Annotated in this window: 24 protein-coding genes; 11 read left to right on the top strand and 13 right to left on the bottom strand. The window is 72.7% G+C overall.

The annotated features are described in order from the left end of the window. The first annotated feature begins 6 nt into the window (after window positions 1-6). Window positions 7-942 (top strand): sugar ABC transporter substrate-binding protein, encoded by a 936-nt coding sequence (locus ACQPZ4_RS19545; protein WP_433062939.1) that lies wholly within the window; start codon window positions 7-9, stop codon window positions 940-942. Here ACQPZ4_RS19545 and ACQPZ4_RS19540 read toward each other — a convergent pair. Genes ACQPZ4_RS19540 through ACQPZ4_RS19525 form a run of 4 tightly spaced genes read right to left on the bottom strand, consistent with a single transcriptional unit; the run spans window position 935 to window position 5,363 of the window. Continuing rightward, window positions 935-1,975, bottom strand: coding sequence for a LacI family DNA-binding transcriptional regulator (locus ACQPZ4_RS19540; protein WP_433062937.1), 1,041 nt, complete (start codon window positions 1,973-1,975; stop codon window positions 935-937). The two genes, ACQPZ4_RS19545 and ACQPZ4_RS19540, sit on opposite strands and share 8 nt — an antisense overlap. Beyond that, on the bottom strand, window positions 1,972-3,024 hold the full coding sequence (locus tag ACQPZ4_RS19535; protein WP_433062934.1) for a Gfo/Idh/MocA family protein: 1,053 nt from the start codon (window positions 3,022-3,024) through the stop codon (window positions 1,972-1,974). The genes ACQPZ4_RS19540 and ACQPZ4_RS19535 overlap by 4 nt, the downstream gene beginning before the upstream one ends. Beyond that, entirely contained in the window at window positions 3,021-3,848 is an 828-nt protein-coding gene (locus tag ACQPZ4_RS19530) for a DeoR/GlpR family DNA-binding transcription regulator (RefSeq protein WP_433062931.1), read from the bottom strand. The genes ACQPZ4_RS19535 and ACQPZ4_RS19530 overlap by 4 nt, the downstream gene beginning before the upstream one ends. Before the next feature lie 54 nt (window positions 3,849-3,902). Then, complete coding sequence (locus ACQPZ4_RS19525; protein WP_433062929.1) at window positions 3,903-5,363, bottom strand: rhamnulokinase; 1,461 nt, start codon at window positions 5,361-5,363, stop codon at window positions 3,903-3,905. Between the two features lie 150 nt (window positions 5,364-5,513). On the opposite strand from ACQPZ4_RS19525, the gene ACQPZ4_RS19520 reads away from it, so the two are divergent. Then, window positions 5,514-7,211: an RICIN domain-containing protein gene (locus ACQPZ4_RS19520; RefSeq protein WP_433062926.1), complete on the top strand. Its 1,698-nt coding sequence runs from the start codon at window positions 5,514-5,516 to the stop codon at window positions 7,209-7,211. A 53-nt stretch (window positions 7,212-7,264) separates the two neighbouring features. Next, entirely contained in the window at window positions 7,265-7,747 is a 483-nt protein-coding gene (locus ACQPZ4_RS19515; protein WP_433062923.1) for an L-rhamnose mutarotase, read from the top strand. A 127-nt stretch (window positions 7,748-7,874) separates the two neighbouring features. Here the strand turns inward: ACQPZ4_RS19515 and ACQPZ4_RS19510 are convergent, their stop codons facing one another. Then, on the bottom strand, window positions 7,875-8,876 hold the full coding sequence (locus tag ACQPZ4_RS19510) for a glycoside hydrolase family 26 protein (protein WP_433062921.1): 1,002 nt from the start codon (window positions 8,874-8,876) through the stop codon (window positions 7,875-7,877). A gap of 204 nt (window positions 8,877-9,080) precedes the next feature. Between ACQPZ4_RS19510 and bglS the strand changes: the two genes are divergently transcribed. Beyond that, window positions 9,081-9,836 carry a beta-glucanase gene (gene bglS / locus ACQPZ4_RS19505; protein ID WP_433062918.1) on the top strand — a complete coding sequence of 252 codons (756 nt, stop codon included), beginning with the start codon at window positions 9,081-9,083 and terminating at the stop codon, window positions 9,834-9,836. Here bglS and ACQPZ4_RS19500 read toward each other — a convergent pair whose 3' ends face one another. Both ACQPZ4_RS19500 and ACQPZ4_RS19495 read right to left on the bottom strand, forming a co-directional pair. After that, window positions 9,837-10,850, bottom strand: coding sequence for a LacI family DNA-binding transcriptional regulator (locus ACQPZ4_RS19500; protein ID WP_433062915.1), 1,014 nt, complete (start codon window positions 10,848-10,850; stop codon window positions 9,837-9,839). 92 nt (window positions 10,851-10,942) lie between these two features. Then, the gene (locus ACQPZ4_RS19495) at window positions 10,943-12,148 is read right to left on the bottom strand and encodes a C40 family peptidase (RefSeq protein WP_433062912.1); all 1,206 of its coding nucleotides are present in this window, start codon (window positions 12,146-12,148) and stop codon (window positions 10,943-10,945) included. A gap of 158 nt (window positions 12,149-12,306) precedes the next feature. Between ACQPZ4_RS19495 and ACQPZ4_RS19490 the strand changes: the two genes are divergently transcribed. The 6 genes from ACQPZ4_RS19490 (at window position 12,307) to ACQPZ4_RS19465 (ending at window position 19,981) form a co-directional block, all read left to right on the top strand. After that, window positions 12,307-13,614: an esterase/lipase family protein gene (locus ACQPZ4_RS19490; RefSeq protein WP_433062909.1), complete on the top strand. Its 1,308-nt coding sequence runs from the start codon at window positions 12,307-12,309 to the stop codon at window positions 13,612-13,614. 96 nt (window positions 13,615-13,710) lie between these two features. Beyond that, complete coding sequence (locus ACQPZ4_RS19485; RefSeq protein ID WP_433062906.1) at window positions 13,711-17,007, top strand: BTAD domain-containing putative transcriptional regulator; 3,297 nt, start codon at window positions 13,711-13,713, stop codon at window positions 17,005-17,007. A gap of 87 nt (window positions 17,008-17,094) precedes the next feature. Next, window positions 17,095-17,343: a hypothetical protein gene (locus ACQPZ4_RS19480; protein ID WP_433062903.1), complete on the top strand. Its 249-nt coding sequence runs from the start codon at window positions 17,095-17,097 to the stop codon at window positions 17,341-17,343. Further along, on the top strand, window positions 17,340-18,815 hold the full coding sequence (locus ACQPZ4_RS19475; RefSeq protein WP_433062901.1) for a PrsW family intramembrane metalloprotease: 1,476 nt from the start codon (window positions 17,340-17,342) through the stop codon (window positions 18,813-18,815). Before ACQPZ4_RS19480 ends, ACQPZ4_RS19475 begins: the two co-directional genes overlap by 4 nt. Then, on the top strand, window positions 18,812-19,594 hold the full coding sequence (locus tag ACQPZ4_RS19470; RefSeq protein ID WP_433062898.1) for a restriction endonuclease fold toxin-2 domain-containing protein: 783 nt from the start codon (window positions 18,812-18,814) through the stop codon (window positions 19,592-19,594). Before ACQPZ4_RS19475 ends, ACQPZ4_RS19470 begins: the two co-directional genes overlap by 4 nt. Window positions 19,595-19,603: 9 nt before the next feature. Beyond that, window positions 19,604-19,981 (top strand): hypothetical protein, encoded by a 378-nt coding sequence (locus ACQPZ4_RS19465; RefSeq protein WP_433062896.1) that lies wholly within the window; start codon window positions 19,604-19,606, stop codon window positions 19,979-19,981. An 84-nt stretch (window positions 19,982-20,065) separates the two neighbouring features. Here the strand turns inward: ACQPZ4_RS19465 and ACQPZ4_RS19460 are convergent, their stop codons facing one another. The 5 genes from ACQPZ4_RS19460 to ACQPZ4_RS19440 form a co-directional block, all read right to left on the bottom strand. Continuing rightward, complete coding sequence (locus ACQPZ4_RS19460; RefSeq protein ID WP_433062893.1) at window positions 20,066-20,791, bottom strand: SDR family NAD(P)-dependent oxidoreductase; 726 nt, start codon at window positions 20,789-20,791, stop codon at window positions 20,066-20,068. 44 nt (window positions 20,792-20,835) lie between these two features. Then, window positions 20,836-21,555: a DUF4386 domain-containing protein gene (locus ACQPZ4_RS19455; protein ID WP_433062891.1), complete on the bottom strand. Its 720-nt coding sequence runs from the start codon at window positions 21,553-21,555 to the stop codon at window positions 20,836-20,838. A gap of 44 nt (window positions 21,556-21,599) precedes the next feature. After that, on the bottom strand, window positions 21,600-22,052 hold the full coding sequence (locus tag ACQPZ4_RS19450) for a hypothetical protein (protein ID WP_433062889.1): 453 nt from the start codon (window positions 22,050-22,052) through the stop codon (window positions 21,600-21,602). A 92-nt stretch (window positions 22,053-22,144) separates the two neighbouring features. Next, window positions 22,145-22,780, bottom strand: coding sequence for a response regulator transcription factor (locus ACQPZ4_RS19445; protein WP_433062887.1), 636 nt, complete (start codon window positions 22,778-22,780; stop codon window positions 22,145-22,147). After that, on the bottom strand, window positions 22,732-24,039 hold the full coding sequence (locus ACQPZ4_RS19440) for a sensor histidine kinase (protein ID WP_433062885.1): 1,308 nt from the start codon (window positions 24,037-24,039) through the stop codon (window positions 22,732-22,734). The genes ACQPZ4_RS19445 and ACQPZ4_RS19440 overlap by 49 nt, the downstream gene beginning before the upstream one ends. Before the next feature lie 109 nt (window positions 24,040-24,148). Here ACQPZ4_RS19440 and ACQPZ4_RS19435 point away from each other — a divergent pair, with 109 nt between their 5' ends. Continuing rightward, on the top strand, window positions 24,149-25,180 hold the full coding sequence (locus ACQPZ4_RS19435) for a fatty acid desaturase family protein (RefSeq protein ID WP_433062882.1): 1,032 nt from the start codon (window positions 24,149-24,151) through the stop codon (window positions 25,178-25,180). On the opposite strand, the gene ACQPZ4_RS19430 is transcribed toward ACQPZ4_RS19435, so the two are convergent. Continuing rightward, a complete protein-coding gene (locus ACQPZ4_RS19430) occupies window positions 25,104-26,288 on the bottom strand; it encodes an acyltransferase family protein (RefSeq protein ID WP_433062880.1) in 1,185 nt (394 codons plus the stop codon). The two genes, ACQPZ4_RS19435 and ACQPZ4_RS19430, sit on opposite strands and share 77 nt — an antisense overlap. Window positions 26,289-26,306 lie beyond the last annotated feature (18 nt).

Below are 26,306 nucleotides of genomic sequence, written 5' to 3'. Positions count from 1 at the left end.
CACCCCATGCACCGATTGCCGAAACTCGCCGCCCTGGCGGTGGCGCTGGCATTACCGCTGGCCGCCTGTGGCGACAACGCCACGAGCGACAGCGCGTCCGGCGGCTCGACCGTCAAGGTCGGCCTGATCACGAAGTTCCCGGTCGACTTCTACGACACCATGGTCGACGCCGTCAAGCAGTACGACGCCGCCCACGCCGACGTCGAGGTCGTCTACGGCCAGGGCAAGAGCGGCACGGACGACGAGGGCGAGATCGGCATCATCGAGAACATGATCACGCAGGGGGTGAAGGCGATCGCCATCACGCCGACCAGCCCCAACGTGCAGGGCGCGCTCGACAAGGCGGTCAAGGCCGGCATCAAGGTCGTGCTCATCGACAACGACATCCCCGGCTGGAGCGGGAAATCCTCGGTGGTGGCGACCGACAACCTCGCCGGCGGCAAGCTCGCCGGGCAGTGGCTGGCCAAGCAGCTGCCGGCCGGGGCGAGCGTCGCGATCCTGCAGGGCCGCCTCGGCAACCCCTCCCTCGACGACCGGGTCAAGGGCTTCAAAGAGGCCCTCGGCGGCGCGGCGAAGATCGTCGCCGAGCCGGCCACCGACTGCGACGAGACCAAGGGCCTCAACGCCGCCCAGGACATCCTCACCGCGAATCCCGGCGTCAGCGCCATCTACGGGGCCTGCGGCCCGCCGATCACCGGCGCGCTGCAGGCGGTCAAGGCGTCCGGCAAGAAGCCGGTCGTGGTCGGCTTCGACGCCTCGCCCGGCGAACTCAAGTCCATCGCGGCGGGCGACCAGGCGGCCTCCGTCGCGCAGTTCCCGGCCAAGATGGGCAGCCTCGGCATCGAGACGGCCGTCAAGGCCGCCCGCGGCGAGACCGTGTCGGCGGCGGTCGACACCGGCACCGAGATGGTGACCAAGGACAACGTCGCCAAGTTCAGCTAGGACCGCTGCTGCGGCGGACGATGAGCTCGGCCCGGCGGATGGGCGGCAGGAAGCCGCCCGCCGGGTCGAGCAGCGCGACACAGTCCCGGCCGAGCCCGACGAAGTCGAGCCGCACCGTGGTGAGCGCCGGGGCGAGATAGGCCGACTGCGGCATGTCGTCGAACCCGACGACACTCACGCTCGCCGGCACCGGCCGGCCGGCCTCGCGCAGCGCCGAGAGCACCCCGACGGCGAGGTCGTCGTTGCCGCACAGCACCGCGGTGACGGCCGGGTCGGCCGCGAGCGCGCGCCCGGCCCGGTAGCCCGCGGCGCAGTCCCAGCCGCCTGGCACCGGTACGGGCGGGTCGATCCCGGCCTCCAGCAGCGCCTCGCGCCATCCGGCGGTGCGCTGCGCCTCGCCGGTCGAGGACGGCAGTTCGATGTAGTGCACGGTGGCATGGCCGAGGTCCAGCAGATACCGGGTGGCCTCCCGGGCGGCCACCCGATCGTCCAGCCAGCACCAGGGCCGCGCCGGATCGGGCGCGTCGCCGCGGCTCTGCAGCGCCGCGGCGACGCGCACGCCGAGCGCCGGCGCCAGCTCTTCGACGACCGCGAGGGCGAGCTCGCCGGCGCGGTCGAAGGCGAGCACGACCACCGCCCCGCCCGGCATGAGGGTGCGCTCGACGGCCGCGCGCACGGCCGCGGGCTGCGGCTCGGCGAGCACCGTGATGCCGATCGACAGGCCGTTGCGGCGGGCCTCCTGCTCGATGCCGGCGATCGTGGAGGCGTAGCCGTAGAGCATCGTGTTGGACGTCAGCACGCCGATCGAGTCGATCTGGCCACCGGCGAGGGCGCGGGCCGCGCGGTTGGGCCGGAAGCCGAGCTCCCGGATCGAGCGCAGCACGAGCTCGCGGGTCACCGGTGCGACCCGCGGATGGCTGTTGATGACGCGGGACACCGTCTGGTACGACACGCCCGCGGCCTGCGCCACGTCACGGATGCTGGCGGGACGCCCGGGCCGGCGCGGGGCGGCGGCGCCGAGATCCTCGCTCACGCGGCACCGTCCGGCACGGCGACCCGTGCGCCGGTTCCGGACGAGCGGATGACCGCCTCGGCGAGCACGACCGCCCGCCGCCCCGCCGTGATCGGCACCGGCGGCGGCCCGCCGTGGCGCAGCGCGTCGAGCACGGCGTCGACGTGGCGGTCGAAGGTGGCGTGGAAGCCGCGATCGGTGTCGTTGAAGTACCCGGCCTGCCAGACCTGGGCGGTTTCGTCGCCGGCGCGCTGGAAGGTGTACCGCCGCACGGTGTCGTGCACGACGATCCGCCCGGCGGTGCCGTTGAGCTCCAGCCGGTGCGTGTCCTGGTAGGCGTACGAGGACTCGTAGCTGCCCAGCAGGCTGCCGACCGCGCCACCGGCGAAACGCAGCGCGACGGCCAGGGTCGCGTGGCCGGCGCCGAGGTCGTCGCTCGCCTGGGTCATCACCGACTCGATCGGGCCGCAGAGGTGTTCGAGCATGTCCAGGCCGTGGCACTGGGTCTCGATGAGATTGGCGTGCGGATGCGCGCTCGTGCCGGCCTCGCCGCCGAAGCGCCAGGTGGCGAAGGTCAGCCGGCCCAGGTCACCGGCGCCGATCGCCGCGGCCGCCATCCGCACCGGACGGGCATAGCGGTGGTTGAAGTTGATGGCGGCGAAGACGCCACCGGCCGCCGCCTCGGCGATCAGCGCGTCGGCCTCGGCCACGGTGAAGACGAGCGGCTTCTCCAGCAGCAGCGGCACGCCGGCCCGGATCAGGCGCAGCGTCGGCGCGAAGTGCTCCTCGTTGGGCAGGCACACCGACACGAGCCCGGGCTGCTCCCGCTCGAGCATGCCGTCGAGGTCGGTGTACGGGGTCGCGCCGTAGACGGCCGCCCGGGCCGCGGTGCGCGCCGGGTCCCGGCCGACGACCGCGACGAGCTCGGTATCGGGGCGCCCGGCGAACAGCTCGGCATGCTGGCGGCCCCACCATTCGCCGGTGCCGACCACGGCCACCCGCAGCGGCGGCCCGGATGTGGCCGCGACCGGCCGGGGCACGCCCGGCGCGAACGCCGCCGCCCGGTTCATCGCGGCCCGCCGGCGATGAGGACCTCGGCGCCCGCGCCGCGCAGGCCCGCCGCCACCTCGGACCCGTCGGCGCCGGTGACCAGCACCCCGATCCGGTCCGGGGGCACCGTCTGGCACATCGTGTCCCGGCCCAGCTTCGCGTGGTCGGCGAGCACCACGACCCGCCGCCCCGCGGCGGCCAGCGCCTGGTCGGTGGCGGCGGCGAAGACGTTGGGGGTGGTGAGGCCGCGTTCGAGCGTCACGCCCTCGCCCGACAGGAACACCTGGGCGCCGCGCAGCCCCCGCAGGTTGTGCTCGGCGATCGGGCCGACCACGGCGCCGATCGAACGGCGCAGCGCTCCACCGATGAGCACCACCTCGATCTGCGGCGCGCCGGCCAGGGCCTGGGTGACGGTGATCGAGTTGGTGACGACGGTGAGCTCGGTGAGCGAGGCGGCGCGGGCGGACAGGTGCCGGGCCAGGGCGGTGGTCGTGCGGCCGGGGCCGAGCAGGATCGCGCTGCCGGGCTCGACGAGGGCCGCGGCCCGGGCCGCGATCGCCTCGCGTTCGCGGTGCGCCGGGTCGCCCGGGGCGGCGGCCTGGGGTTCGGCCGGTCCGGGTCCGGCCGGACCTGAGGCGGCCGGCTCGGGTTCGGACGGCTCGGCGGGAACGGGGCCCACGCCGCCGCGGGTCGCCGCGAGCAGGCCGTCGTCGATGAGCGTGCGCAGGTCGCGGCGGACCGTCGACTCGGAGATGTCCAGCGCGCCGGCGAGCTCCTGGAACGAGGCGTATCCGCGGTCGCGGACCTCCTCGAGCAGCCGGCGGCGGCGCTCGGCGATCAGCACGTACGGGCACCTCCGGGCCGAAGCAGTTGGTCACGCAGAATATGTCAGATCCTGTCAGGCCGTGTCGAGCACGGCCAGGAACCGAGCGTAGGCGTCCTCGGCGCCCGAATCCGCGCGGGGCTCGTAGGTCCGGACAGGCAGCGACCGGGCCACGACCGCGCGCAGGTCGGCCTGCGAGGCGAGCTCCCCGGCCGCGCGGGCCTGGACGAGCAGGTTGCCGACCGCGGTCGCCTCCACGGGGCCGGCCAGCACCGGACGCCCGGTCAGATCGGCGGTGAGCTGACACAGCAACGGGTTGGCCGCACCGCCGCCGACGACATGCACCACGGGCACCGACCGCCCGGCGAGCACCTCGGCGCGCTCCAGCGCCCAGCGGTGCCGGCACGCCAGGCTGTCCAGCACGCAGCGGGCGAGGGCGGCGCGGCCGGCCGGAACCGGCTGGCCGGTCGAGCGGCAGAACCCGGCCAGCGCCGCGGGCATGTCGGCGGGGTCGGCGAACCCTGGCGCGTCGGGGTCGACGAGCGCCGCGAACGCCGGCGCGGCGGCCGCTGCGGCGACCAGGTCCACATAGGTCACCGCGCCCCAGGCCGCCCGGCACCGCTGCAGCAGCCACAGGCCGGTACCGTTGCGCAGGAAGCGGATCGTGCCGTCGACGCCCACCTCGTTGGAGAAACCGGCGAGCCGGGCCGCGTCGGTGAGCACCGGCGCGCCGAGTTCCAGCCCGACCAGCGACCAGGTGCCCGCGCAGACATAGCCGAAGGCCGGCCCGGCCGCGGGGACGGCCGCGACTGCTGAGGCCGTGTCGTGCCCGGCGACACTCCACAGCGGGATGCCGGGGTGTTCGCGCAGCGGGGCGATGTACGTGCCGGGCTCGGTGACGCCGCCGGCGAACAGGCGGGCGGGAATGCCGAGGCGTTCGATGACGGCGGCGGACCAGGTGCGGGCCGTCACGTCGAACAGCTGGCTGGTGCTCGCGATCGTGCGGTCGTTGACCAGGCGCCCGGTCAGCCAGTACCCGAACAGCCCCGGCATCATCGCGAGCCGCTCGGCCGCCACGAGCTGGGCCGAGCCCTCCATCGCGACGAGCTGCCCGGCGGTGTTGATCGGCAGCGGCGCGATGCCGGTCATGCGATAGAGCTCCGCGGGCCCGGCCCGCCGGTGGACGACGGCGGTGCTCGCCTCGGTGCGCCGGTCCCGGTAGTGGTACGGGTTGCCCAGCAGCCGTCCGTCCCGGTCGAGCAGCGCGAAGTCGTTGCCCCACGCGTCGATGCCGACGCCGGCCGCGCTCCGGCCGCCCGGTTCGGCGACGGCCGCGGCGAGGCCCTCACCGATGTCGGCGAACAACCGCAGCGCGTCCCAGTGCAGGCCGTCGGGGAGGCTGACCGGCCGGTTGGCGAACCGGTGCACCTCGCGCAGCGTGAGCCGGCCGTCCCGCAGGTCGCCGCGCAGCACGCGACCGCTCTCGGCGCCGAGATCGACGGCCAGGTACACGCCCACGCCGTGCAGTGTAGACATCTCATCAATCTCGGCGCGAGAGCCGATTTGTGACGCCATCAAGCACGGGTCGCCGCCAAACATCTGATGTCTGACTTGACATCGACGCTCGTTGGGCCCAAGTTGGTGATCTATCCGCCAATAGCCCACCTTCCGGAAGGAGCGTCGCCGATGCGGCGCACAATCCTCGCGGTGCTGGCCGCCGCCGCCCTCCTCGTCCCCGCCGGGCCGAGCTTCGCCGCCAACCCCGTGGTGAGCGTCGATCTCGCCGCCGGCACCGGACCCGTCATGTACGGCGCGACCGGCTGGCTGTACGGCCTCGCGTACGACAACGCCCCCGACCCGTCGATGCTCGCGGGACTGCGGCCGCAGTACACGGGGCAGAAGCCGCCCGGCGGCCAGCAGCACGCCGAGGGTGACGCGTTCGAGGTCGCCCCCGACTTCCTGCAGTCCGGCGGCAAGGCCGTCATGATCTACATGCAGGACGACTACGCCCAGTGGCCGTACCCGAACAACGGCATCAACGAGTACCTCACCCACGTCACCGCGATCGCCGACAAGGTCGTCGCCAACCCGAACCGCAGCCGCTTCGTCTACGTGCCGTTCAACGAGCCCGACTGGATCTGGTACGCCACCAGCGGCACGAAGTTCACCCAGTTCCTCAACGACTGGAAGGCCGCCTACCAGAGGATCCGCTCGATCGACCCGGCGGCTGTCATCGCCGGGCCGAACTTCGAGGCCTACAACGCCACGGCGATGCGCTCGTTCTTCACGTTCGCCAAGGCCAACAACGTGCTGCCGCAGATGACGACGTGGCACGCCCTGGACGACGCCTACTTCAGCAACTGGTACGCCAACTACGACGACTACCGCCGCATCGAGTCCGACCTGGGCATCGCCAAGCTGCCGGTGAACATCAACGAGTACGGCCGGCAGAACCGCGACCTGGGCATCCCCGGCAACCTGGTGCAGTACCTGGCCCGCTTCGAGAACAGCAAGGTCTACGCCTGCCTGGCCTACTGGACGCCGGCCGGCACCCTCAACGAGCTGCTCACCCCGGGCGGCCGGGCCAAGGCCAGCGCCTGGTACCTCTACAACTGGTACGGCAGCATGACCGGCAACACCGTCCGGGCCACACCGCCCTCGCAGAACGGCGCGCTGCAGGCGCTCGCGTCGCTGGACAACGGGGCCCGCCGCGCGAGCGTCATCCTCGGCGGCTCGGCCGGCAGCACCGACGTGGTCATCAAGGGCTTCGGGTCGACGGCCTTCGGCGGCACCGTGACCGTCACTGTCTCGGCCCTGGCGAACTCGGGCGCGAACGCCTCCAGCGGCCCGACCCAGGTGTCGCGGACCGTCCAGGCGGTCACCAACGGGCAGATCACCGTGACCGTGCCCAACATGGCCGCCGCCAACGCCTACAACGTCGTCGTCACCGCCGGATCCGGCTTCGACCCCACCCGCACGTACCAGCTGGGCAACCGGCGCAGCGGCAAGTCCCTGGAGGCCGCCACCGCGGGCGGCACCACCGTCGACCAGCGCACCGACAACGGCAGCGCCCTGCAGCGCTGGTACCTGCAGGACGCCGGCGACGGGTACTACAAGGTCGTCAACGCCGGCAGCGGCAAGGCCCTCGACGTGTACCAGGCCGCGACGGCCGACGGCGCCACGGTCGTGCAGTGGTCCTACAGCGGATCGGCCAACCAGCAGTGGAGCGTGACCGACGCCGGCGGCGGCTACTACCGGCTCACCGCCCGGCACAGCGGCAAGGCCCTCGACGTCAGCGGCGGCTCGACCGCCGACGGCGCCGCGGTCATCCAGTGGCCGTACACCGGCGGCACCAACCAGCAGTGGACGATCCGTCAGCTGTGACGCGACCAGCCGTGGCCGGGACCGCGAGTCGATCGCGGTCCCGGCTACACTCCGTGGACGGGCGGCGGCATCCCGAGGCGCTTCGCGGCCCGACCCGGTCGCCGCCAAGGCCCGGCAACCTGGGCACGCACGACCCGTCGCGGGTCATCGCCGACGGCGGGGTCCAGCACCGGCGGCACAGCGCCGCGGAAAGGACGCACGTGCAACGGTTCGGCACCGTCATCCGGCTGCGCCCCGAGCGCCGCGACGAGTACCTGCGGCTGCACGCCGCGGTGTGGCCGGCCGTCGAGCAGGCCCTGCTCGGCGCGAACATCCGCAACTACACGATCTTCCTGCACGAGGACCTGCTGTTCGGCTACTACGAGTACCACGGCGACGACCACGCGGCCGACCAGGCCCGCATCGCCGCCGACCCGGTGACCCGGCAGTGGTGGGCCCTGACCGACCCGTGCCAGGAGTCGCTGGCCGAGGAGGGCTCGGGAACCTGGTGGGCACCGATGCGCCAGGTCTGGCACCTGCACGAGGAACGCCCCTGAGGTCCGGGCCCCGCCGGCGGTTCACGTCGATCCCGGCCAGGAAGCGCTCGTCGTGGGAGACCAGCAGCAGGGCGCCCTCGTAGGCGATCGGGACGGCCGCCCCAGCGGGACGGCCGTCCGAGGCGGGCTACCGGGCCAGGTCGGCGCCGCGGCCCTTCATGTACGGCTGCCGGACCCAGGACTTGAACGCCGCCAGCGCGGCCGGGGACGAGCCCGGCGACCAGGGCTCCTCCTTGATCACGTCGAAGTAGGTGAGCAGCTTGACCGCCGGGTACGCGCCCGAGCGCAGCAGCGCGTTCATGTCGTCGATCCACTGGGCCTTGTTGCCGCCGTCCTCGGTCGAGGCGAACTCGCCGAGCATCACCGGGCGGCGCGGGGCGACGGCGCGGGCCTTGGCGTAGGCGGCGCCGAAGGTCGCGTCGAACGATGCCCAGTGGTCGGCGGCCGGGTCCCAGGACGGGCCGAAACCCCAGTTGTAGCCGTCGATGCCGACCCAGTCGACGTAGGCGTCGCCGGGGTAGGCGGCGGCCGGGTCGTTGTAGGGCTCGTCCGGGGAGGAGCCGTTGTTGAAGGCCCACGCCCACCGCACGTTGCGCGCGCCGGCGGCCGTGACGAGGCGGTGCACGTGGCGGTACGCCCGCACGTACAGCGAAGGGTCGTTGTTGTTGTTCGCGATGCCCCACGGGTACCAGTTGCCGTTGAACTCGTGGCCCCAGCGGACCAGGATCGGGCGGCCGACGGCGGCGAACTCGCGGGCGCGGGCCCTGATGTAGGCGTCCCACGTACCGTCGATGATGTCCTGCAGGTGGATCTGGGCGGGGTCGGCCGGGCCGAGGGTGGTGTCCCACGGCTCCCAGGTGTAGTGCGGCATGATGCCCTGGCGCCAGAGGGCCTTGGCCTCCGCGACCGGGAACGGGCGGCCGCTCGCCCAGCTGTCGAACCACATCACGCTGGCGGGCGTGACGCCGTACAGGCTCTTGACCTCGGCGGCGATCGCGGTGGGGTCGCCGTCGCGGAACATGCCCAAGAACCGGGCCGGCGGCGCCGCGTGCGCCTCGGCGGTGCCGGCGCCGAGGCCGGACACCACCAGCCCGGCGGCGGCCGCGCCCAGCAGTGCTCGTCTGCGCATGTTGCCTCCATGGTGATGAGAGCGCTCTCTCCGTCCGGCCTGACTATAGACGAAAGTCGTTGGTAGCGCTTCCAGCAATCCTTGACAATCGGCGGCCTATCCGCCCAAGCTGAGCCTAGGCCGAGCGATTGGAAGCGCTTCCAATCCGGCCGTGCACGGGATCCCGCCAAATCCCCTGTTCGCCGTACCAGATGGAGACGCACCATGTGGAGGACCCGATTGACCGCGCTGGTCATCGCGACGCTCGGCATCACCGCCGGGCTGAGCGCGACCAGCGCACAGGCCGCCATCGGCCCCAGCTTCACGGACAACTTCAACGGCTTCGACACCGGCCGCTGGCACAAGGCCGACGGCTACAGCAACGGCAGCATGTTCAACGCCGGCTGGCGCGCCGACCACGTCTGGTTCAGCGGCGGCGTGATGGGCATCAACCTCGACAAGACCCCCTGCCCGGGCGGCTGCTCCGGCAAGCCCTACGCGTCCGGCGAGTACCGCACCAACGACCTGTTCACCTACGGGCGCTTCGAGGCGCGGCTCAAGGCCGTCAAGAACCCCGGTACCGTGACGTCGTTCTTCACCTACACCGGGCCCAGCGACGGCCAGCCGTGGGACGAGATCGACGTGGAGATCCTCGGCAAGAACACCACCCAGCTGCAGACCAACTACTTCACCAACGGCGTCGGCGGCCACGAGACCGTCATCAACCTCGGGTTCGACGCCTCGGCCGGGTACCACAACTACGCGTTCGAGTGGTGGAACCAGGGCACCATCAACTGGTTCGTCGACGGCCGGCTCGTGCACCAGGAGACCGGCTCACGCGGGCCGCTGCCCACCCACCCGCAGCGCATCATGATGAACCTGTGGCCGGGCATCGGCGTCGACGGCTGGCTGCAGCCGTTCACCTACCCGGGCCATGCGCTGACCGCCACCTACGACTGGATGCAGTACACGAAGTACTGATCAGGCCGACTCCCGCACGACGAGCCCGGTCGGCAGGATGAGCGAGACCGGCTGGGCGCCGTCGAGGAGCTCGACCAGCATCCGGGCGGCCTCCCGGCCCAGCGACTGCACGGGCTGGTGCATGGTGGTGAGCTTCGGGTCGGTGTGCTGCGCGATCGGCATGTCGTCGAAGCCCACCACGGCCACGTCGCCGGGGACCGTGCGGCCGGCCTCGCGCAGCACCCGCATGGCCCCGGCCGCCATGTTGTCGTTCGCGGCGACCACGGCGTCGAGGTCCGGTCGTGCGCTCAACAGCGCATGCATCGCCTCGGCGCCGCTGGCCTCCATGAAGTCGCCGGGAGCGGTCGCGCACGGCTCGATCCCGGCCAGCCGCAGCGCCTCCGTGTAGCCGCGCAGCCGTTCCCGGCCCACGGCGGTGTCCTCCGGCCCCGCGATCATCGCGATCCGGCGCCGACCGCCGCGGATGAGGTGCTCGGTCGCGGTCCGGCAGCCGCCGGCGTTGTCGACGTCGACGAAGTACGGCGGGGTCCCGGTCACCGGCAGGCCGATGAACACCGTCGGCAGGCCGGACTTCGCGGCGATGTCGACCAGGGGATCGGCGCCGCGCGTGGCGACCAGCATCACGCCGTCGGCCCCGCGGGTCTGCAGGAAGGTGCGCAGCCGGCGCAGGCCGTGGTCGTTGATGGCCAGGCTGAGCATGAGATGCAGGTCGGTCTTCTCCAGCGCGGCCGACGCGCCGACGATGACCTGCGCGAAGAACGGGTCGCCGAACACCTCGGGCCCGTCGCCGGAGACGGCCAGCACCACCACCCCGGTCTGCCTGGTGGCCAGGGCCCGCGCGCTGCGGTTGGGGGTGTAGCCGAGCTCGCGGATCGCCCGCTCGACCGCGTCGCGCTTGGCCCGGCTCACGTTCGGGCCGTTGTTGATGACCCGGGAGGCGACGGTGCGCGACACCCCGGCGCGCTCGGCGACCTCGTCGAGGGTCGGCGGCCGGGACGGGACCGGTGACGGCATGGCTGGTCCCTCCGCTCGCGGGGCCCCGTCATGGTAGCAGCGAGGCCGGCCACCGAGCGGTGACCGGCCTCCCCCCGTTGCGCGGGAAACGTTCAGCAGTCCGGGATGACGACGCCGTTGTTGTCCTTGGCGACGTCGTTGCCCCAGCGGCTCAGGTAGTACGCCGAGACGTACTGCCCGGCCGGCCCGACGTCGAGGTCGGTGCGCAGCCAGTAGTGGTTGTAGGAGCTGCCGCTGCCGATCTGGCGGCCCCACACCTTGCAGTACACGTAGTTGGTGCCCGCGTACAGCGTGCCGGTCTGCGACGTGCTGCTCGCCGACGCGTAGCCGGGGGCGTTGGCGAACGTGTCGACCCAGTACTTCCCGGCGGGCGGCGGGGGCGGCGGGGCCGACGTGCAGTCCTTGATGACCGCGCCGCTGTTGTCCCGCGCCTCGTCGTTGCCCCAGCGGCTCAGGTAGTAGGCGGAGACGTACTGGTTGGCCGGGCCCTCATCCGGGTCGGTCTTGAGCCACCAGTGGTTGTAGGAGCTGCCGCTGCCGACCTGGCGGCCCCACACCTTGCAGTACACGTAGTTCGTGCCCGCGTACAGCGTGCCGGTCTGGGTCGTGCTCGTCGGCGAGGAGTACACCGGGGCGGCGGCGAACGTGTCGACCCACGCGGTGCCCGGGTTGGTCGGCGGCGGCGCCGGAACCGTGCTGCCGTCGGGGTTGTAGAGCCGGATCGCGCCGTAGTAGTCGCCGTAGCCCAGCACGGCCGAGACCCGCACGTAGGAGCCCGAGTTCGGCGACTCCACCATGTAGCCCTGGCCGATGTACATGCCGACGTGGTGGATGTTGCCGGAGGTGCCGAAGAACACCAGGTCGCCGGGGAGCAGCGGGGCCAGGCCGGAGCCGCTGTACCAGCGCCCGACCGCGCGGCTGGAGCCGAACTGGCCCTGCGCCGTGCCGGGGATGACGTCCGCGCCGACGGCCAGGTAGTAGGCGTACCGCACCATGCCCGAGCAGTCCAGCCCGCGCACGTGGCAGTCGTTCGGGGCGCCGTTCGACGCGTCGCACGCCCCGTAGGACAACCCGGGCGTCGGGCCGTGGCCGCCGCCCCAGGAGTACGGGGTACCGATGAGTCCGCAGGCTTGGTTGACGGCATTGTTGGCCTGGGCCGCGGCCCCGGACTGCTTGATGTTGCAGGCCGTCGCCGCATCGGCGGGCGTGGCCCGGCCCGCGACCGAGAACACGGTCGCCACGAGGACGAGCGCGACCAGCAGGGCCGGCCAGCGCAGGCGGTGCAAGGTGTTGGTCATGCGCCGAACGTATGGACGGCGACGCATACGCCGGCTAAGCGCGGACTAAGCGGGCGGCAATCTGCCGCCGGACTGCCGCACGCCCAGCTCAACGGGTCCGCGCGAGGCATAGCCGCGACTCAGCGCCGCATATGGTCGCGCTCCATAGAGTCCGGCCCATGAGAAGGATCGCGGCGTTACTGCTGCTCTGCGCCGCGTTCGTCGTCCTCCCGGCGCTGCCCGCCAGCGCCGGGACCTGCGGGCAGACGAGCGCGACCACGGTCGACCCGAACACCGGCTGGCGCTTCACCAGCCGCTGGACGTGCGGCAACACCAGAGGCGCGCGGTTGTACGGCGACGCCGCCTACGGCACGCCCACCGCCTACATGGACAGCACGACCAGCTGGTTCCTGTGCTACCGGCGCGGTGAGGCGCACTCCGGCGGCAACGACGTCTGGTACTACACCCTCGGCGACCGCCCCTTCCCCGGCATGGAGGCGCGCGGCAACTGGGGGTACATGCCCGCCGTCGACGTGTACACCAGCACCGACCCCTGGCCCGGCATGGCCCCCTGCCCCGAGGCGTTCTCCCCGCCCGCCCGCACCGACGGCCGGCGCCCGGTGCTGTTCGTGCACGGCTACGACACCGCCGGCGACAGCTGCTCCTCGGTGTGGGCCAACGCCAAGCAGATGTACCGCAACCACGGCTGGACCGACGCGCAGCTCAAGACCGTCACCTACTACGGCGACTACACCGGCTGCGACTACCGCCTCTACGGCAACGGGACCCGCGACATCCCCATCGAGCAGCTCGGCAACTCCCTCGCCTGGCTGATCTGGAACACGTGGTCCAAGTTCGGGGTGTCGATCGACGTCGTGGCGCACTCGATGGGCGGCCTGGTCACGCGGGCGGCGATCACCGGCACGCAGTACCCGGGCACGTCGCCGTCGAATACCCAGGCCTGGCCGCCGTACCTGTACGTCGAGGACGTCAGCACGCTGAGCACCCCGCACGCCGGCGCCTGGGCGTCCTCCTCGATCACCTGCATCGCGGCCTGGCACAACACGCAGTGCCGGCAGATGAGCGAGGACGACCCGTTCATGCGCGACTGGATCCAGGGCCGGGCCAACCCGCAGGCGCAGGTGCGCGGCGGCCGGGGCGGCACCGACTGGACGATCGAGGGCTCGGCCGACGACGGGCTCATCTACTTCGACAGCGCCCTGGACTTCGACGCCACCGCCAAGATGGGGCACAAGATCCTCTACAACCCCGGCCAGGGCCTCAGCCACGCGGGCATGCGCACCGCCGGACCGGGCTCCTACGGCATGTACTACTGCGACTACTACAACCCCTGCAACATGACCCCGCCGTTCGCCAACCCGTTCTCGTACCCCAACTACGACCTGAGCGGCTGGAACACCAACGGCGCCGGCACCGCCCCGGTCGAGGTCGCGATGTGGGGCAACTATTACGCCAATGGACGCTGATCCGACACTGGACCGGGTGCCACCGAACCGGCAGAATCGACGCCGGCAGATTTCTGCCGCAGTCGCGCCTACCGGCACCCGGTCCAGAGGCATCGCATGGACGCATCGGCCCAGGCAGGGCCCCGATCGGTCCCCATCGGCGTGCTCATAGAACGGCACCGGCGGCGGGCCGGACTAACTCAGGAGTTACTCGCCGAGCGCACCGGGATCAGCGTCCGGGCCCTGCGCGACATCGAACGGGACCGGGTGCGCACGCCCCACGCCGGTTCCCTGCACCGGCTCGCCGCCGCCCTCGGGCTGAGCGAGCAGGAGCGCGACGAACTGCTCGCGGTGCTCGACCGGGACGGCCGCGAGCGGCGCGAGAAGACCGAGGTCGACGTGCTCGGCCCGCTGACCGTGTCCCGCGGCGGGCAGCCGATCGGCATCGCCACCTCGGCCCAGCGCGGGCTGCTCGGCCTGCTGGCCCTGCAGGCCGACCAGCCGGTGTCGCGGGACGAGATCGTCGAGACGCTGTGGGGCGCCCGGCCGCCGAAGACCGCGGCCACCCAGGTCCACGCCGCCGTCGGAAAACTGCGCGCGATCCTCGAACCGGACCACGGCCGGCGCTCGGCGGACGGGGTGCTGCCGTTGACGCACAACGGGTACCGGCTGCGCATCGACGGCGACGCGGTGGACGTGACCCGGTTCGCCGGGCTCGTCGCCCGCGCCGCGAAGGTCGGGGCGACGGTGCCCGGCGACGCGCTGGGACTGCTCGAGGAGGCGCTGCGGTGCTGGCGCGGGCCGGTGCTCGCCGACGCCAACCCCCGGCTGCGCGGGCACCCGGCCGCCGCCGCGCTCGGCCAGCGGCGCCTCGCCGCGGCCCTGCGACTGGCGGATCTGGCGATCGAGCTGCGGCTGTACGAGCGGGCCGTGACCCCGCTGTCCCGCCTGGCCCGCGACGAGCCGTTCCACGAGGGGCTGCACACCCGGCTGATGCTCCTGCTGGCCGGCGGGGGCGAGCGGGCGGCCGCCCTGCGCCTGTACGCCGAGGTCCGCGCCCGCCTCGTCGACGAGCTCGGCGTGGAGCCGTCGCAGGAGATGCAGGCCGCGCACGTGCGGGTACTGCGCGACGAGGTGCCGCAGGCGCACGAGACCGTCGAGCTGCCCCCGGCCGCGGCCGCCGCACAGGTCCCCGCCCTGCTGCCGCCGGACATCCCCGACTTCACCGGCCGCGCCGCCGAGCTCTCCGCGGCCCGCAAGCTGCTCACCGGCGGCAAGGACGCGCTCGTCGTGGTCGGCGTCGCGGGCATGGGCGGGGTCGGCAAGACGGCGTTCGCGGTGCACCTCGCGCACGGCGTCGCGGCCGGCTACCCCGACGGCCAGCTCTACGTGAACCTGCGCGGCATCGACCCGGCCCCGGCCACGCCGATCGAGGTGCTCGCCCGGTTCCTGCGCGCGCTCGGCGTCGACAGCCACGCCGTGCCCGACGACGAGGTCGAAGCCTCCGCGTTGTACCGCAGCCGCGTCGCCGGCCGCCGCATCCTCGTGGTCCTCGACAACGCCGCCGCCGAGGACCAGGTCCGCCCGCTCCTGCCCGGCTCGGCGACCTGCGCGGTCATCGTCACCGGACGGGCCCGGCTGGCCGGCGTGGAGGGTGCCCGCTGGTTCGACCTCGGCGACTTCGCCCTCACCGACGCCCTGCGCCTGCTGGGCGAGGTGGCCGGCGCCGAGCGGGTCGCGACCGAACCCGCCGCCGCGGCGGAACTCGTGCGCCTGTGCGGAAAACTGCCGCTCGCCGTCCGCGTCGCCGGCGCCCGCCTCGCGGCAAGGCCCGGCTGGCGGCTGGCCGACCTCACCGCGCACTTCGCCGACGAGCGCCGCCGCCTCGACCGGCTCACCGCCGGGGACCTGGAGGTGCGGGCGTCGCTGGCGCTGAGCTACCGCGGGCTCAGCGACGTCGCCAAGCGGCTGCTGCGGATGCTCGGCCTGTTCGACGCGCCCGACGTGCCGGTGTGGCTCGCCGCGTGCCTGCTGGAGGCGCCGCCCGACGACGCCGTCGAGCACCTCGACGCGCTCGTCGACGCGCAGCTGCTCATGCTCGCCCGGACCGACGCGATCGGGCAGGTGCGCTACCGGCTGCACGACCTCGTCCGGCTCTACGCCCGCTCGCTCGCCCTGGCCGAGCCGGACGAGGCGGACGGCGCGCTGACCCGCGGCCTCGGCGGCTGGCTGGCCCTGGCCGAGCGGATGGCGCCCGGCGTGCCCGGCCCGTGCTTCGCGGTGCTGTCCGGCCCGGCCGTCCGCCCGCCGGTGCCCGACCTGAGCCGCTTCGACCCCCTGGAGTGGTTCGACGCCGAGCGCTCCGCCCTGCTCGCCGCGGTGCGCCAGGCGTGCGAGCACGACCTCGACGACCTCGCCTTCAGCCTCGCCGGCACCATGGAGAAGTACTTCGACCTGCGCGGCATGTACGAGTCCTGGCGAACCACCAACGAGCGGGTCATGCTGCTGTGCCGGCGTACCGGCAACACCCTCGGCGAGGCGGTCATGCTGCGCGGCCTGGCCGAGGTGCGCGCCTGGAACAGCGCCGGCCCCGGCGCGATGGCGGGCCTCGAGGCGGACGCCCGCCGGCTCACCGACCTGTTCACCGCCCTGGCCGAGCCGCGCGGGATGGCCGACGCGGCCGTCATGCTCGCCTGGGGCCTCGTGGCCCGCGGCGCGCACGCGGAGGCCCTGGCCGCGGCCGAGCGCGGGCTGCGCCTGGCCACCGACGCCGGACACCTCGGCGGCCGCGCCCGCGCCCACGTGGCCATCGCCGTCGCCCTGCGCGAACAGGGCCGGTCCGCGGGCATCCTGGAGCACCTGTTCGCCGGCCTCGACGACGCCCGCGCCCTGGGCAACCCGCGCTACGAGGCGGCCGTCCTGCAGTTCCTCGGCATCGGCCACGGCGAGGCCGGCCGGCTTGACGAGGCCCTCGGATTCCTGGAGGAGTCCCGGGTCATCTCCCAGCGCTACCGGGACCACTACGCCCTGGCCCTCACGATGCTGGCCCTTTCCCGGGTGTACAGCAAGCAGGCCGACCCCCGCGCCCGCGCCGCCGCCGAGGCCACCCTGGCCCTGGGCCGCGAGTACACGATGTCGCACCACGTCGCCGACGCGCTGGGGGTGCTCGGCGAGCTCGACCTGGCCGAGGGCCGGCCCGCCGAGGCGCTGGAACGGCTGCGCGAGTCGGTGCGGCTGTGGCGTACCCGCGGCTGGTCCTCGTTCCTCGCCGGCGCCCTGCAGACCCTCGGCGACGCCCAGCGCGCCACCGACCCGGCCGCCGCCCGCGCCGCGTGGACGGAGGCCCGCGACCTGTACGCCGGGCTGGGCGCCACCCAGCAGACGGCCGAACTGGACGCCCGCCTGCACCCGTGAACCGGCGCCCCCCACGGGGAGTGACAACCATGTATCTTTGTGTCCGTCGATCGACCGGGAGGTCGAAGTCGGAGCGGGGGTAACGACATGGCAGCGACGGGCGGCGATCCGGGTCCACCGGGATACGAGCGGCGGCCGCAGTACCGCATGATGATCGTCTGCGGCGCCCTGGGCGTCGTGCTGGCAACCTCGGGCCTGGTGGTCGGCTGTGCGGTGGACACCGAGCAGTCGACGCAGATCCCGTCGGTTCCGGGGCTGCCCACCAACCTCCCGACCAACTTCCCGACCGGACTGCCGCCGCTGCCGCAGTTCCCGACGCGGGGGGCCGGGCGATGAGGGCGGCGATCCTGCGGGCCGACGCCGCGCTGAGCGCCGGGCTTCGCGGCATCCGGCCGGCGCCCGTGCTGGTGATCGCGCTCGCGATGTCGGGCTGGTACGGGGTCGAGATGCTGCTCGACGCGGCCGCGCCCCGGGTCGTCGACACCGATCCGGTGATCGGGCTGTTCGGCGATCTGCAGCAGCCGGTGGTCAGGGTCGAGTTCTGGTGCTTCATCGCCGGCTGGGTGCTGGCCGCGGCCGTCTGGCTGGCTTACCCGCGGCTCGCCGGCGAACGGCGCGGTCCGCTCGCCGTCGTGGTGACCGCCGGCGTGCTGCTGGCGCCCTACCTGGTGCTGTCGCTGTACTTCCTGTTCAGCGATGTCGGCATCCTGGTGCTGTGCCTGCTCAGCACCGCCGGTGCGGTGTGGACGGTGCAACGGCTGCAGCGGTACCGCCGGATGCCGATCTGGCTGCTGCTGGCCGGTGTCGCCTGGGGCGCGCTCGTCGCGGGCGGCTTCGGCGGTTCCACGAACATCTGGTACCTCGACTACGCCCCGCGCTACGCCAAGAGCACCATCGAGGCCGGCGTCGACGCCGGCGACCTGACCACGTCGATGCGGGTCATGCACGACATCAACGTCGGGCTCGCGTTCAACGCGGGCCTCTTCGAGGAGCTGGGCAAGGGCGCCGGGATCCTCCTGGTGTTCCTGGTCCTGCGCCGGTACTTCGACGGGGTCGTGTCCGGCGTGGTCCTCGGCGCGGCGATCGGGCTCGGCTTCAACCTCAACGAGAGCGTCGAGTACACCGCGGCCGCGCACGGCGGGGTCGCCTCCTTCCAGTTCTTCATGCGCCAGTCGGTCGGCCTGCTGGCGTCCCACGCCGCGTTCACGGCCGTGGTCGGGGCCGGGCTGGGGGTGGCGCGCCAGCTCGCCGACCGCCGGCAGCGCATCGCCGCCGTCGCGGGTGGCCTCATCGCCGGCATCGGTGGCCACTTCGCCTGCGACGTCATCTTTCCCTGGTTCGGCCGGGCCGAGTCCCGCTGGTTCGACGTCACCCCGACCCTCGACACGGTGGTGCTGCCGGTGCTGATCCTGATCGTCGTCCAGGCCCCGATCGTCGTCATGTACACCCTCCTCGTCCGCGCCGGCGGGCGCAGCCAGGCGGCGGGCTTGTCCGCCGAGCTGCTGACCGAGGCGGACGTCGGGTTCGGCACGGTGCGGGCCGCCGAGGTCCCGGTGCTGCTGAGCCCGGCCCGGCGCTTCTGGTTGCGCATCACGCTCCTGCGCCGGGACGGCTGGGCCGCGTACCGGGCGATGGACCGCCTGCAGCAGGCCCAGCTCGAGCTCGCGACCCAGCTGTGGCACCGCACCCGCGGCGAGACCGCACCCGACGCACCCGGCGACGACGAACTCCGGATGCGGATCCTGCGGCTGCGCCGCGACGCCGGCATCCAGCGCTCCGGCGCCCGCGCTCAGGCGGTCGCCGCGTGAGCCCGGCCCGGGTGTTCCGCGCGGCGCTGGTCCTCCTCGCCGCCGTCGCCGCGCTGCTGCTCGCGTCCCCCGGCGCCGCCCTCGCCTGCGGCATCAGCTACGAGACGATCCCCGGCTCGCCCGCCGCCGGCTGCTCCGAACCGGCCGCCCTCACCGGCATCGTCGTGGTCGGTGCCGCCGCCGCGGCCCTGGTCGGCACCTGGCTCGTCCGGTCCTTCCTGAGCGGTGCGATGTCCGCCACGGAGCTGGCGAACCTGATCGAACAGATCCAGCTCGGCAGTGCGGTCGGCGATACGGTCACCCTCATCGACGGCACCGAACGCGTCCTGCTCGACGCGGCCGGTCAGGCGGGCATGCGGGCGTACGCGCAGCGGCTCGACGCGGCCAACCTGACCCGGGCGGTGACCCAGGCCGGTCCCCAGTACGACTACCAGCGCGACAAACTGGGCGCCACCGAGTACAACGTGGCACCCGGCGGCGGGCGGCAGACCTGGGCCGACGGCCTGGACGGGCAGCGCGGCTCGGCGCAGGACGCCAAGTACCGGGGCTCGCACAAGAACAGCAGCTTCTACTATCCGCCCTCCATGCCGGAGAAGCTGCGCAACTTCGCCGTCGTCGACATCGACAAGCGGCTGCAGAAGTACCTCGATGCCATCGAGGACCCGGCGAACCCGCTCGAGATCCTCGAGATCGTCACCAACGACATCGAGGTCGCCACGTTCATGCGTGAGCGGATGGTCGCCGTCGGCGTGCCGGGATTCATCCGGGTCGAGATCTAGGATGTGGACATGAGCGATGCTGCGGCGGTGCCCATGGGAACCCCAGCGTGGCAGTTCGAACCGGGGGCGTGGCTCGAGACCGTCCGCGGCCGCTGGCCCCGGGCGACCGGGGCGGTCATCGGCCGCGACGACCGTGCGACCGCCGCCTACGCGGTCCTGCCGGCAGGCGACGGCAGCGTGGAGGTCGAGCTGCTGCGCGACGGATGCACGGTCACGTTCGAGCCGCTGCGGCCCGACGCGATCGCGGACTTCGTCGCCTGGTGGGCGTCGGTGCTGCCGTCCTACGAGCCCGAGGTGCACCTGTTCGTGATGTCCGACGCCGACCGTTCCCTCCCGCTGACGGCCGGGCTCACCGCCGATCAGGTACGCGACTTCCTGGGCGTGTAGGCCTGCACGCGCCGGGCGTCGAGGCGACCCTGCGCGGACTGTGTCCGGGCGTTTGACGGACGGGGCATCCCTGCACTGGATGGGTCAGACGGCGGTGCGGCCACCGTCGACCGGGATGGTCGCGCCGGTGATGTAGCCGGCGCCGTCGGTGGACAGGAACGCGATGACCTCGGCGATCTCCGCGGGATCGGCCGCCCGGCCAAGCAGCGTGGTGGCGGCAAGCCCATCGATACGGTCGGCCGACGTCCCGCTGGTGTAGACCGGGCCGGGGGCGACGGCGTTGACCCGCACGCCGGCCGGCGAGAACTCGGCCGCCCAGGAGCGCGTCATCGCGGACAGCGCCGCCTTGGTCGCGCTGTAGGCGGCGCCGCCAGCCAGTCCGACCAGGCCCGCCATGCTGGCGACGTTGACGATCGATCCGGATCCGCGGGCGGCCATGCCCGGGGCCAGTGCGGCGGTGAGCAGATACGCCGCGCGCACGTTGCCGTCGAACATCGTGTCGTAGGTCGCGGTTTCGAGATCACCGCTCGGCCCGAACCACGACCGGCCCGCGTTGTTGACCAGCACGTCCACCGGTCCCGCCCGCTCGGCCAGCGCGGTGACCTGCGCCGGGTCGGTCAGGTCGGCCGCGACGAACTGAGCGGAGCCGCCCGCCGCCTCGATCTCCTTGACCACCTGCTCGCCGTGCCCGGCGTCTCGTCCGTGCACGACGACGGTGGCTCCCCGTGCGGCGAGCGCGGTGGCGCTCGCCCGGCCGATCCCGCTCGTGGCCCCGGTGACCAGGGCCGTCTTGCCACTCAGCTCGTTCATGCGGACCTCCTCGCCGAGCCCGGCTCTACCCAGCTGATCCCGCTTTATGACGGCGCTGACACTGCCGCCGCGCTGGATGCCGATCCCGCCGCCGCGTCCGCCGTCCGCGGGCGGCGGACGCCGAAGATCAGCAGGTAGCCGACCATCCAGAACTCGCCGACCGACGCCGGGTAGGCCAGCGCCTCGGCGACGACGCCCAGGTCGGGGACGAGGTAGCGCACGAACGCGCTGAGCACGTAGCCGACCCCGCCGCCGACGAGGATCCAGCCGAGGACCTTGGGCATCCAGCCGGTACGCAGGACGCACCAGCCCATCGGGATCAGCCACAGGCCGAAGAACAGCGCGGCGACACCCCACACGTCGTCGCTGATCTGGTACAGCAGCTGCACCATGGCCGCCGCGTCGCCGAACGGCTCGGCGGCGACGCCGGCCGCCGTGGCCAGCAGCGCGGCGCTGACCAGGCCCGCGACCGCGTTGACCATGCCGAAGGCGGCGATGCCGGCGGCGGCGAGGGGCTGTGCGGCGTGGAACAGGCGCTGGAACCACAGCGCGGTGAGGGCCTGGGTGACGACCAGCATGAGCTCCACGGCGACGATGGCGCGGGCCTGCGACTCGTGCGCGACCAGGTTGGCCAGCGTCGCCTGCGGGTCGCCGGGGGCGAAGAGCCGCGGGAGGAGCGCGAAGTAGAAGCCGAACCCGGCGATGGCCACGCCGAGGTAGAGCAGCCCGGTCATGCGGGCGGTGCGGACGCGTTCCGTTTCCATGACCCCTCCTCGAATTGTTTGACGATCGGCCGCTTTGTTGATGCTCAGCCGCGCCGGTACGCGACGATCCGCACCACGGCGGACGTGAGCGCGGCCAGCACGAAGGCGAGATAGAGCGAGTTGGCGATCCAGAAGTGCTCGGCCTCGGCCAGGGCGAGGCCCAGCGGCACGAGCGACGCGATGCTCATGACGTAGAACCCGGCGTACTCACCCCGCCGGTTGATCGCGCGATCCCGCTCGTCGGTCCGGCCCAGGTCCTTCGTCGCGGCCATCCCGGACGTGATCCCGGTCAGGATCCCGGCGAAGATCGCGGTCAGGATGCTCAGCACGATGCTCGCGCCGATGGCGACCGCCGTCGCGATGAGCATCGGCCGCACGTAGGAGATCGTGGCCACGTCGGTGCCGGGCACCTTCGACAGCACGGTGGTCAGGTAGACGGCCGGGACGACGAGGCCCACGACGGCGTAGATCCAGGCGCGCTGCTCTTCGGACGACATGCCCCACGCTCCCATGTCCAAAAAACTTGACATGTCGAAGGTAAAGCACGGCCGACACCGTGTCTAGAATTTTTTACCTCGGAGTGCGGGCCTCAGGCGTTGAGGTAGGCCAGGACGGCGAGGACCCTGCGGTTGTCGTCGTTGGAGGGCGGCATGTCCAGCTTCGTGAGGATGTTGTTGATGTGCTTGCTGACCGCCTTCTCCGTGATCCGCAGCTTCACCGCGATCGCGGCGTTGGAGCGGCCCTCGGCCATCTCGCCGAGGACCTCGCGCTCGCGGGCGGTGAGCACGGCCAGGGGTTCGCGGCGGGCCAGCAGCTGCGTGATCACCTCGTGGTCCATGGCCGTGCCGCCCTCGGCCACCCGGCGGACCGCCTCGATGAACTCGCCGACGTCGGAGACGCGGTCCTTGAGCAGGTAGCCGACGCCGCCCTGCGGGGTGCCGAGCAGTTCGCGGGCGTAGAGCGGCTCGACGTGCTGGGACAGCATGAGGATCGGCAGGCCGGGGACCTGGGTGCGGGCGGCGATCGCGGCCTGCAGTCCCTCGTCGGTGAAGGTCGGCGGGAGGCGCACGTCGATCACCGCCACGTCGGGCTTGTGCGCGATGAGGGCGGGCAGCAGCGCCGGGCCGTTGTCCACGACCGCGACGACGTCGAAGTCGAAGGCCTGCAGCAGCCGGGTCAATCCGTCACGGAGGAGGGCATGGTCCTCGGCGATGACAACGCGCACGGCAACTCCATGGTGACGACGGTGGGTCCCCCGGGCGGGCTCGACAGCGCCATGGTGCCATCGAACGCGGCCAGGCGGCGCTCGATCCCGCGCAGTCCGGTGCCGGCGGCGGAGTCGGCGCCGCCCGCGCCGTCGTCGGTGACCACCATGCTCAGCACGCCGTCCGCGTGCCGCAGGGCCACCGAACCGCTGTGGGCGCGGCTGTGCCGGATCATGTTGGCGAGGGTCTCGGCGACGGCGAAGTACGCGGCCGACTCCACGGGCGTGTCGGGCCGGCCGGGCAGGTCGATCTCGACGGTGATCGGCAGCGGCAGGCTGATCGCCAGCGCGCGGACGGCGCCGCCGAGGCCGCGCTCGGCGAGCACGGGCGGGTGAATCCCCCGGACGAGGTGGCGCAGCTCGACGAGCGCGGCGCCGCTGGACTCGCGGGCCTCCGCCAGCAGCTGGTGCGCCCCGGCCGGGTTGCGGTCGATCAGCGCGTCGGCCAGGCCGATCATCATGCCCAGGGAGACCAGCCGGGCCTGGACGCCGTCGTGCAGGTCGCGCTCGATGCGGCGCAGCTCGGCGGCCTGGGCGTCGACCGTGTCGGCCCGGCTCACCGACAGCTGCACGACCCGCAGGCGCAGCTCGGCCGCCTTGGTCGGGGCGAGGAACAGCTTGGCGAACATCGCGTCGACCCGCCGCAGCCACGGCGCCAGCCACAGCCCGCCGACGAGGATCACGAGGCCCTGCGGGAGGCAGAGCAGGCCCTCCTCGAAGTTGGCGACCGACCAGAGGGCGCCGTACCCGTACCAGCCGGTACCCAGCCAGATCCACAGGGGCGTGAGGGTGAGGCCCAGCAGGCCGTACAACGGAATCGCCAGGGCGATCAGGCCCAGCGCGAGGCCGACGATCGCGCCCGGCACCAGCCACGCGAGGTCGCGCCAGGTGGCGGGGTCGGTCACGGTCCACCGGAAGCGCTGCCAGCCGCCGGCGACGGCCCGCTCCGGCGCCGGGTGGTAGGGCCGCGACACCAGGACACCGGCCCGCGAGGCGCACCGGCGCTCCAGGTCGCAGCGCATCCGCACCAGCGTCATCGTCCAGGGCACCAGCGCCAGGCCCAGGAACGGCACCGGCGTCAGCGCCAGCGCCACCACGGCCACCACGAACAGCAACAGGTTGGTCACCGCCAGTCCGGCCACGGCCATCCCGGACAGCACGGAGCGCACCCCGCGCCGGGCCCACTGGCCTGCGCGTTCACCCCATGCGGCAACCCTCACCTGTCATATTGTGCCTGCCCACCCATCCTCGGATGGTGGTGGTAGCACCCCCATGCCGGAGGACGTAGCGCTCCTGACGCGCGGGGCGGCCGCCGGTTGGATTAGGGCCATGACGACCACGATGACGCCGACGCGGACGGCGGCCGGCAGCGACTTCGCCGTCCTGACCCGCCGGATCAACGCCGAGGGGCTGATGGAACGCCGGCCCGCCTACTACTTCGCGCGGCTGACCGTCGTCGCGCTCATGGTCGTCGGCGGCTGGACCGCGTTCGTGCTCATCGGCTCGTCCTGGTGGCAGCTGGTCACCGCGGCGTTCCTCGCCGTCACCTTCACCCAGCTCGCGCTCGTGGCCCACGATCTGGCCCACCGGCAGGTGTTCCGCACCAAGCGCCCCAGCGAGATCGCCGGGATGGTCGCCGGGAACATCGGCATCGGGATGAGCTACGGCTGGTGGATGGACAAGCACACCCGCCACCACAACAACCCGAACCACGACGACCTCGACCCGGACGTGGCGCCCGAGGTGCTCATCTGGGCCACCGAGTCGGCGTTCGGGCGGCGCGGGCTCAAGGGCTTCATCACCCGCCACCAGGCCGGGCTGTTCTTCCCGCTGCTCACCCTGCTCGCCATCGACCTCAAGGTCTCGAGCATCAAGGCCATCCGCAACGGTACCGTGAAGCGGCGCCGCCTGGAGACCGCCCTGCTGATCGTGCACGCCGCCGCCTTCCTCGGGGCGCTGCTGCTCGTCCTGTCCCCGCTGCAGGCGCTCGCCTTCGTCCTCGTGCACCAGGCGATCTTCGGCGTCTACCTCGGCATGACGTTCGCGCCCAACCACAAGGGCATGCCGCACCCGACCGGCGACGAGGACTTCCTGCGCAAGCAGGTGCTCACGTCCCGCAACGTGCACGGCAACTGGCTGACCGACGTGGCCCTCGGCGGCCTGAACTACCAGATCGAGCACCACCTGTTCCCGGGCATGCCGAGCGCCAACCTGCGCAAGGCCCAGCCGATCGTGCAGCAGTACTGCGAGCAGATCGGCGTCCCCTACGCCCAGACCGGCCTGATCACGTCATACCGGCAGGCGCTTCGGTACCTGCACGAGGTCGGGGCACCGGCCCGCGCCGAGCACGCCGGCCGCTGACCGGCGGGCGGCGGCGGGGCGTCCAGTCCTTGAGCCCCAGCGCCGGCTTCTCGACCAGGTGCCAGGAGCCGGCGGCCACCGCGGCCACCGCGATCACGGACGTCAGCAGGTACACCGTCCAGCCGAACCGGGGCAGGCCCACGATCGCGAGGGCCTGCTGGATCGGGAACGCGTAGATGTACACGCCGTAGGAGTAGTCGTTGCGCCGGCCGACCCGGCGCAGCACCTTCGGCAGCCGGACGCCGGCCCACAGCAGCAGGTAGACGAACGCCACGATGCACGGGCCGAACAGCGGCCAGTCCAGCCACAGCGACGCCGCCACCAGCACCAGCGCGGCCACGCCGAGCACGTCGTTGAGCGGGATGACCGACCGGTACAGGTCGGCGGTCATCCCCAGCACGAACGCCAGCACGAAGACGACCAGGTAGAACAGGCGGAACCAGCCGAGCACCGGCACGTGCACCGAGTGGCCGTCGGCGAGCGGGCCGGGCTCGGACGGGCCCCGTACCGTATCCGCCACGATCACCGCCAGCAGCACCGCCGCGAAGGCCGGCACGACCCAGCGGGCTCGCCGCAGCAGGGTCGTCACCGCCAGCCCGAGCACCAGCAGGTAGCAGGTCAGCTCGGTCTTCAGCGTCCACAGCGAGCCGTTGATCGCGCCGGCGAACGCGGCCTCGCGGGTCACGCCGGAGATGTCGCCCTGGCCCTGGTCGGTCAGGACGTTGTTGAGCACGTAGCCGACCGGGCCGTCCGCGGCGGTGAGGAAGCCGGCGACCGTGTTGTGCTCGTACCAGTACAACAGGGGCGCGAGCACGAAGGCCATGACCAGCAGGCACACCCAGTACCCGGGAAAAATCCTGAGCATCCGGTGCCAGGTGAACCGCACCGGGCCGGTGCGCCGGCCGCTGCGCGAGATGAGGAAACCCGACAGCCCGAAGAATCCGGTGACCGCCACGCCGCCGGTGTCGAGCAGCATCCGGACCGGCTCGTGCCCCGGCCCCCACCCGATCACGCCGGCGTGCCCGACCATGACCAGCAGCGCGAAGCACAGCCGCAGGAACCCGAACGCATTGTCCCGCTGGTGCTCGTAGGCCTGTTCCAGGCGCACGTCAACCTCCCCGTTGTA

It is taken from the genome of Dactylosporangium sp. CS-033363, from assembly GCF_050942475.1.
Taxonomy (GTDB): domain Bacteria; phylum Actinomycetota; class Actinomycetes; order Mycobacteriales; family Micromonosporaceae; genus Dactylosporangium.
Note: the sequence above shows the minus strand (reverse complement) of the source record. Positions and strands in the feature narration are given on the sequence as shown.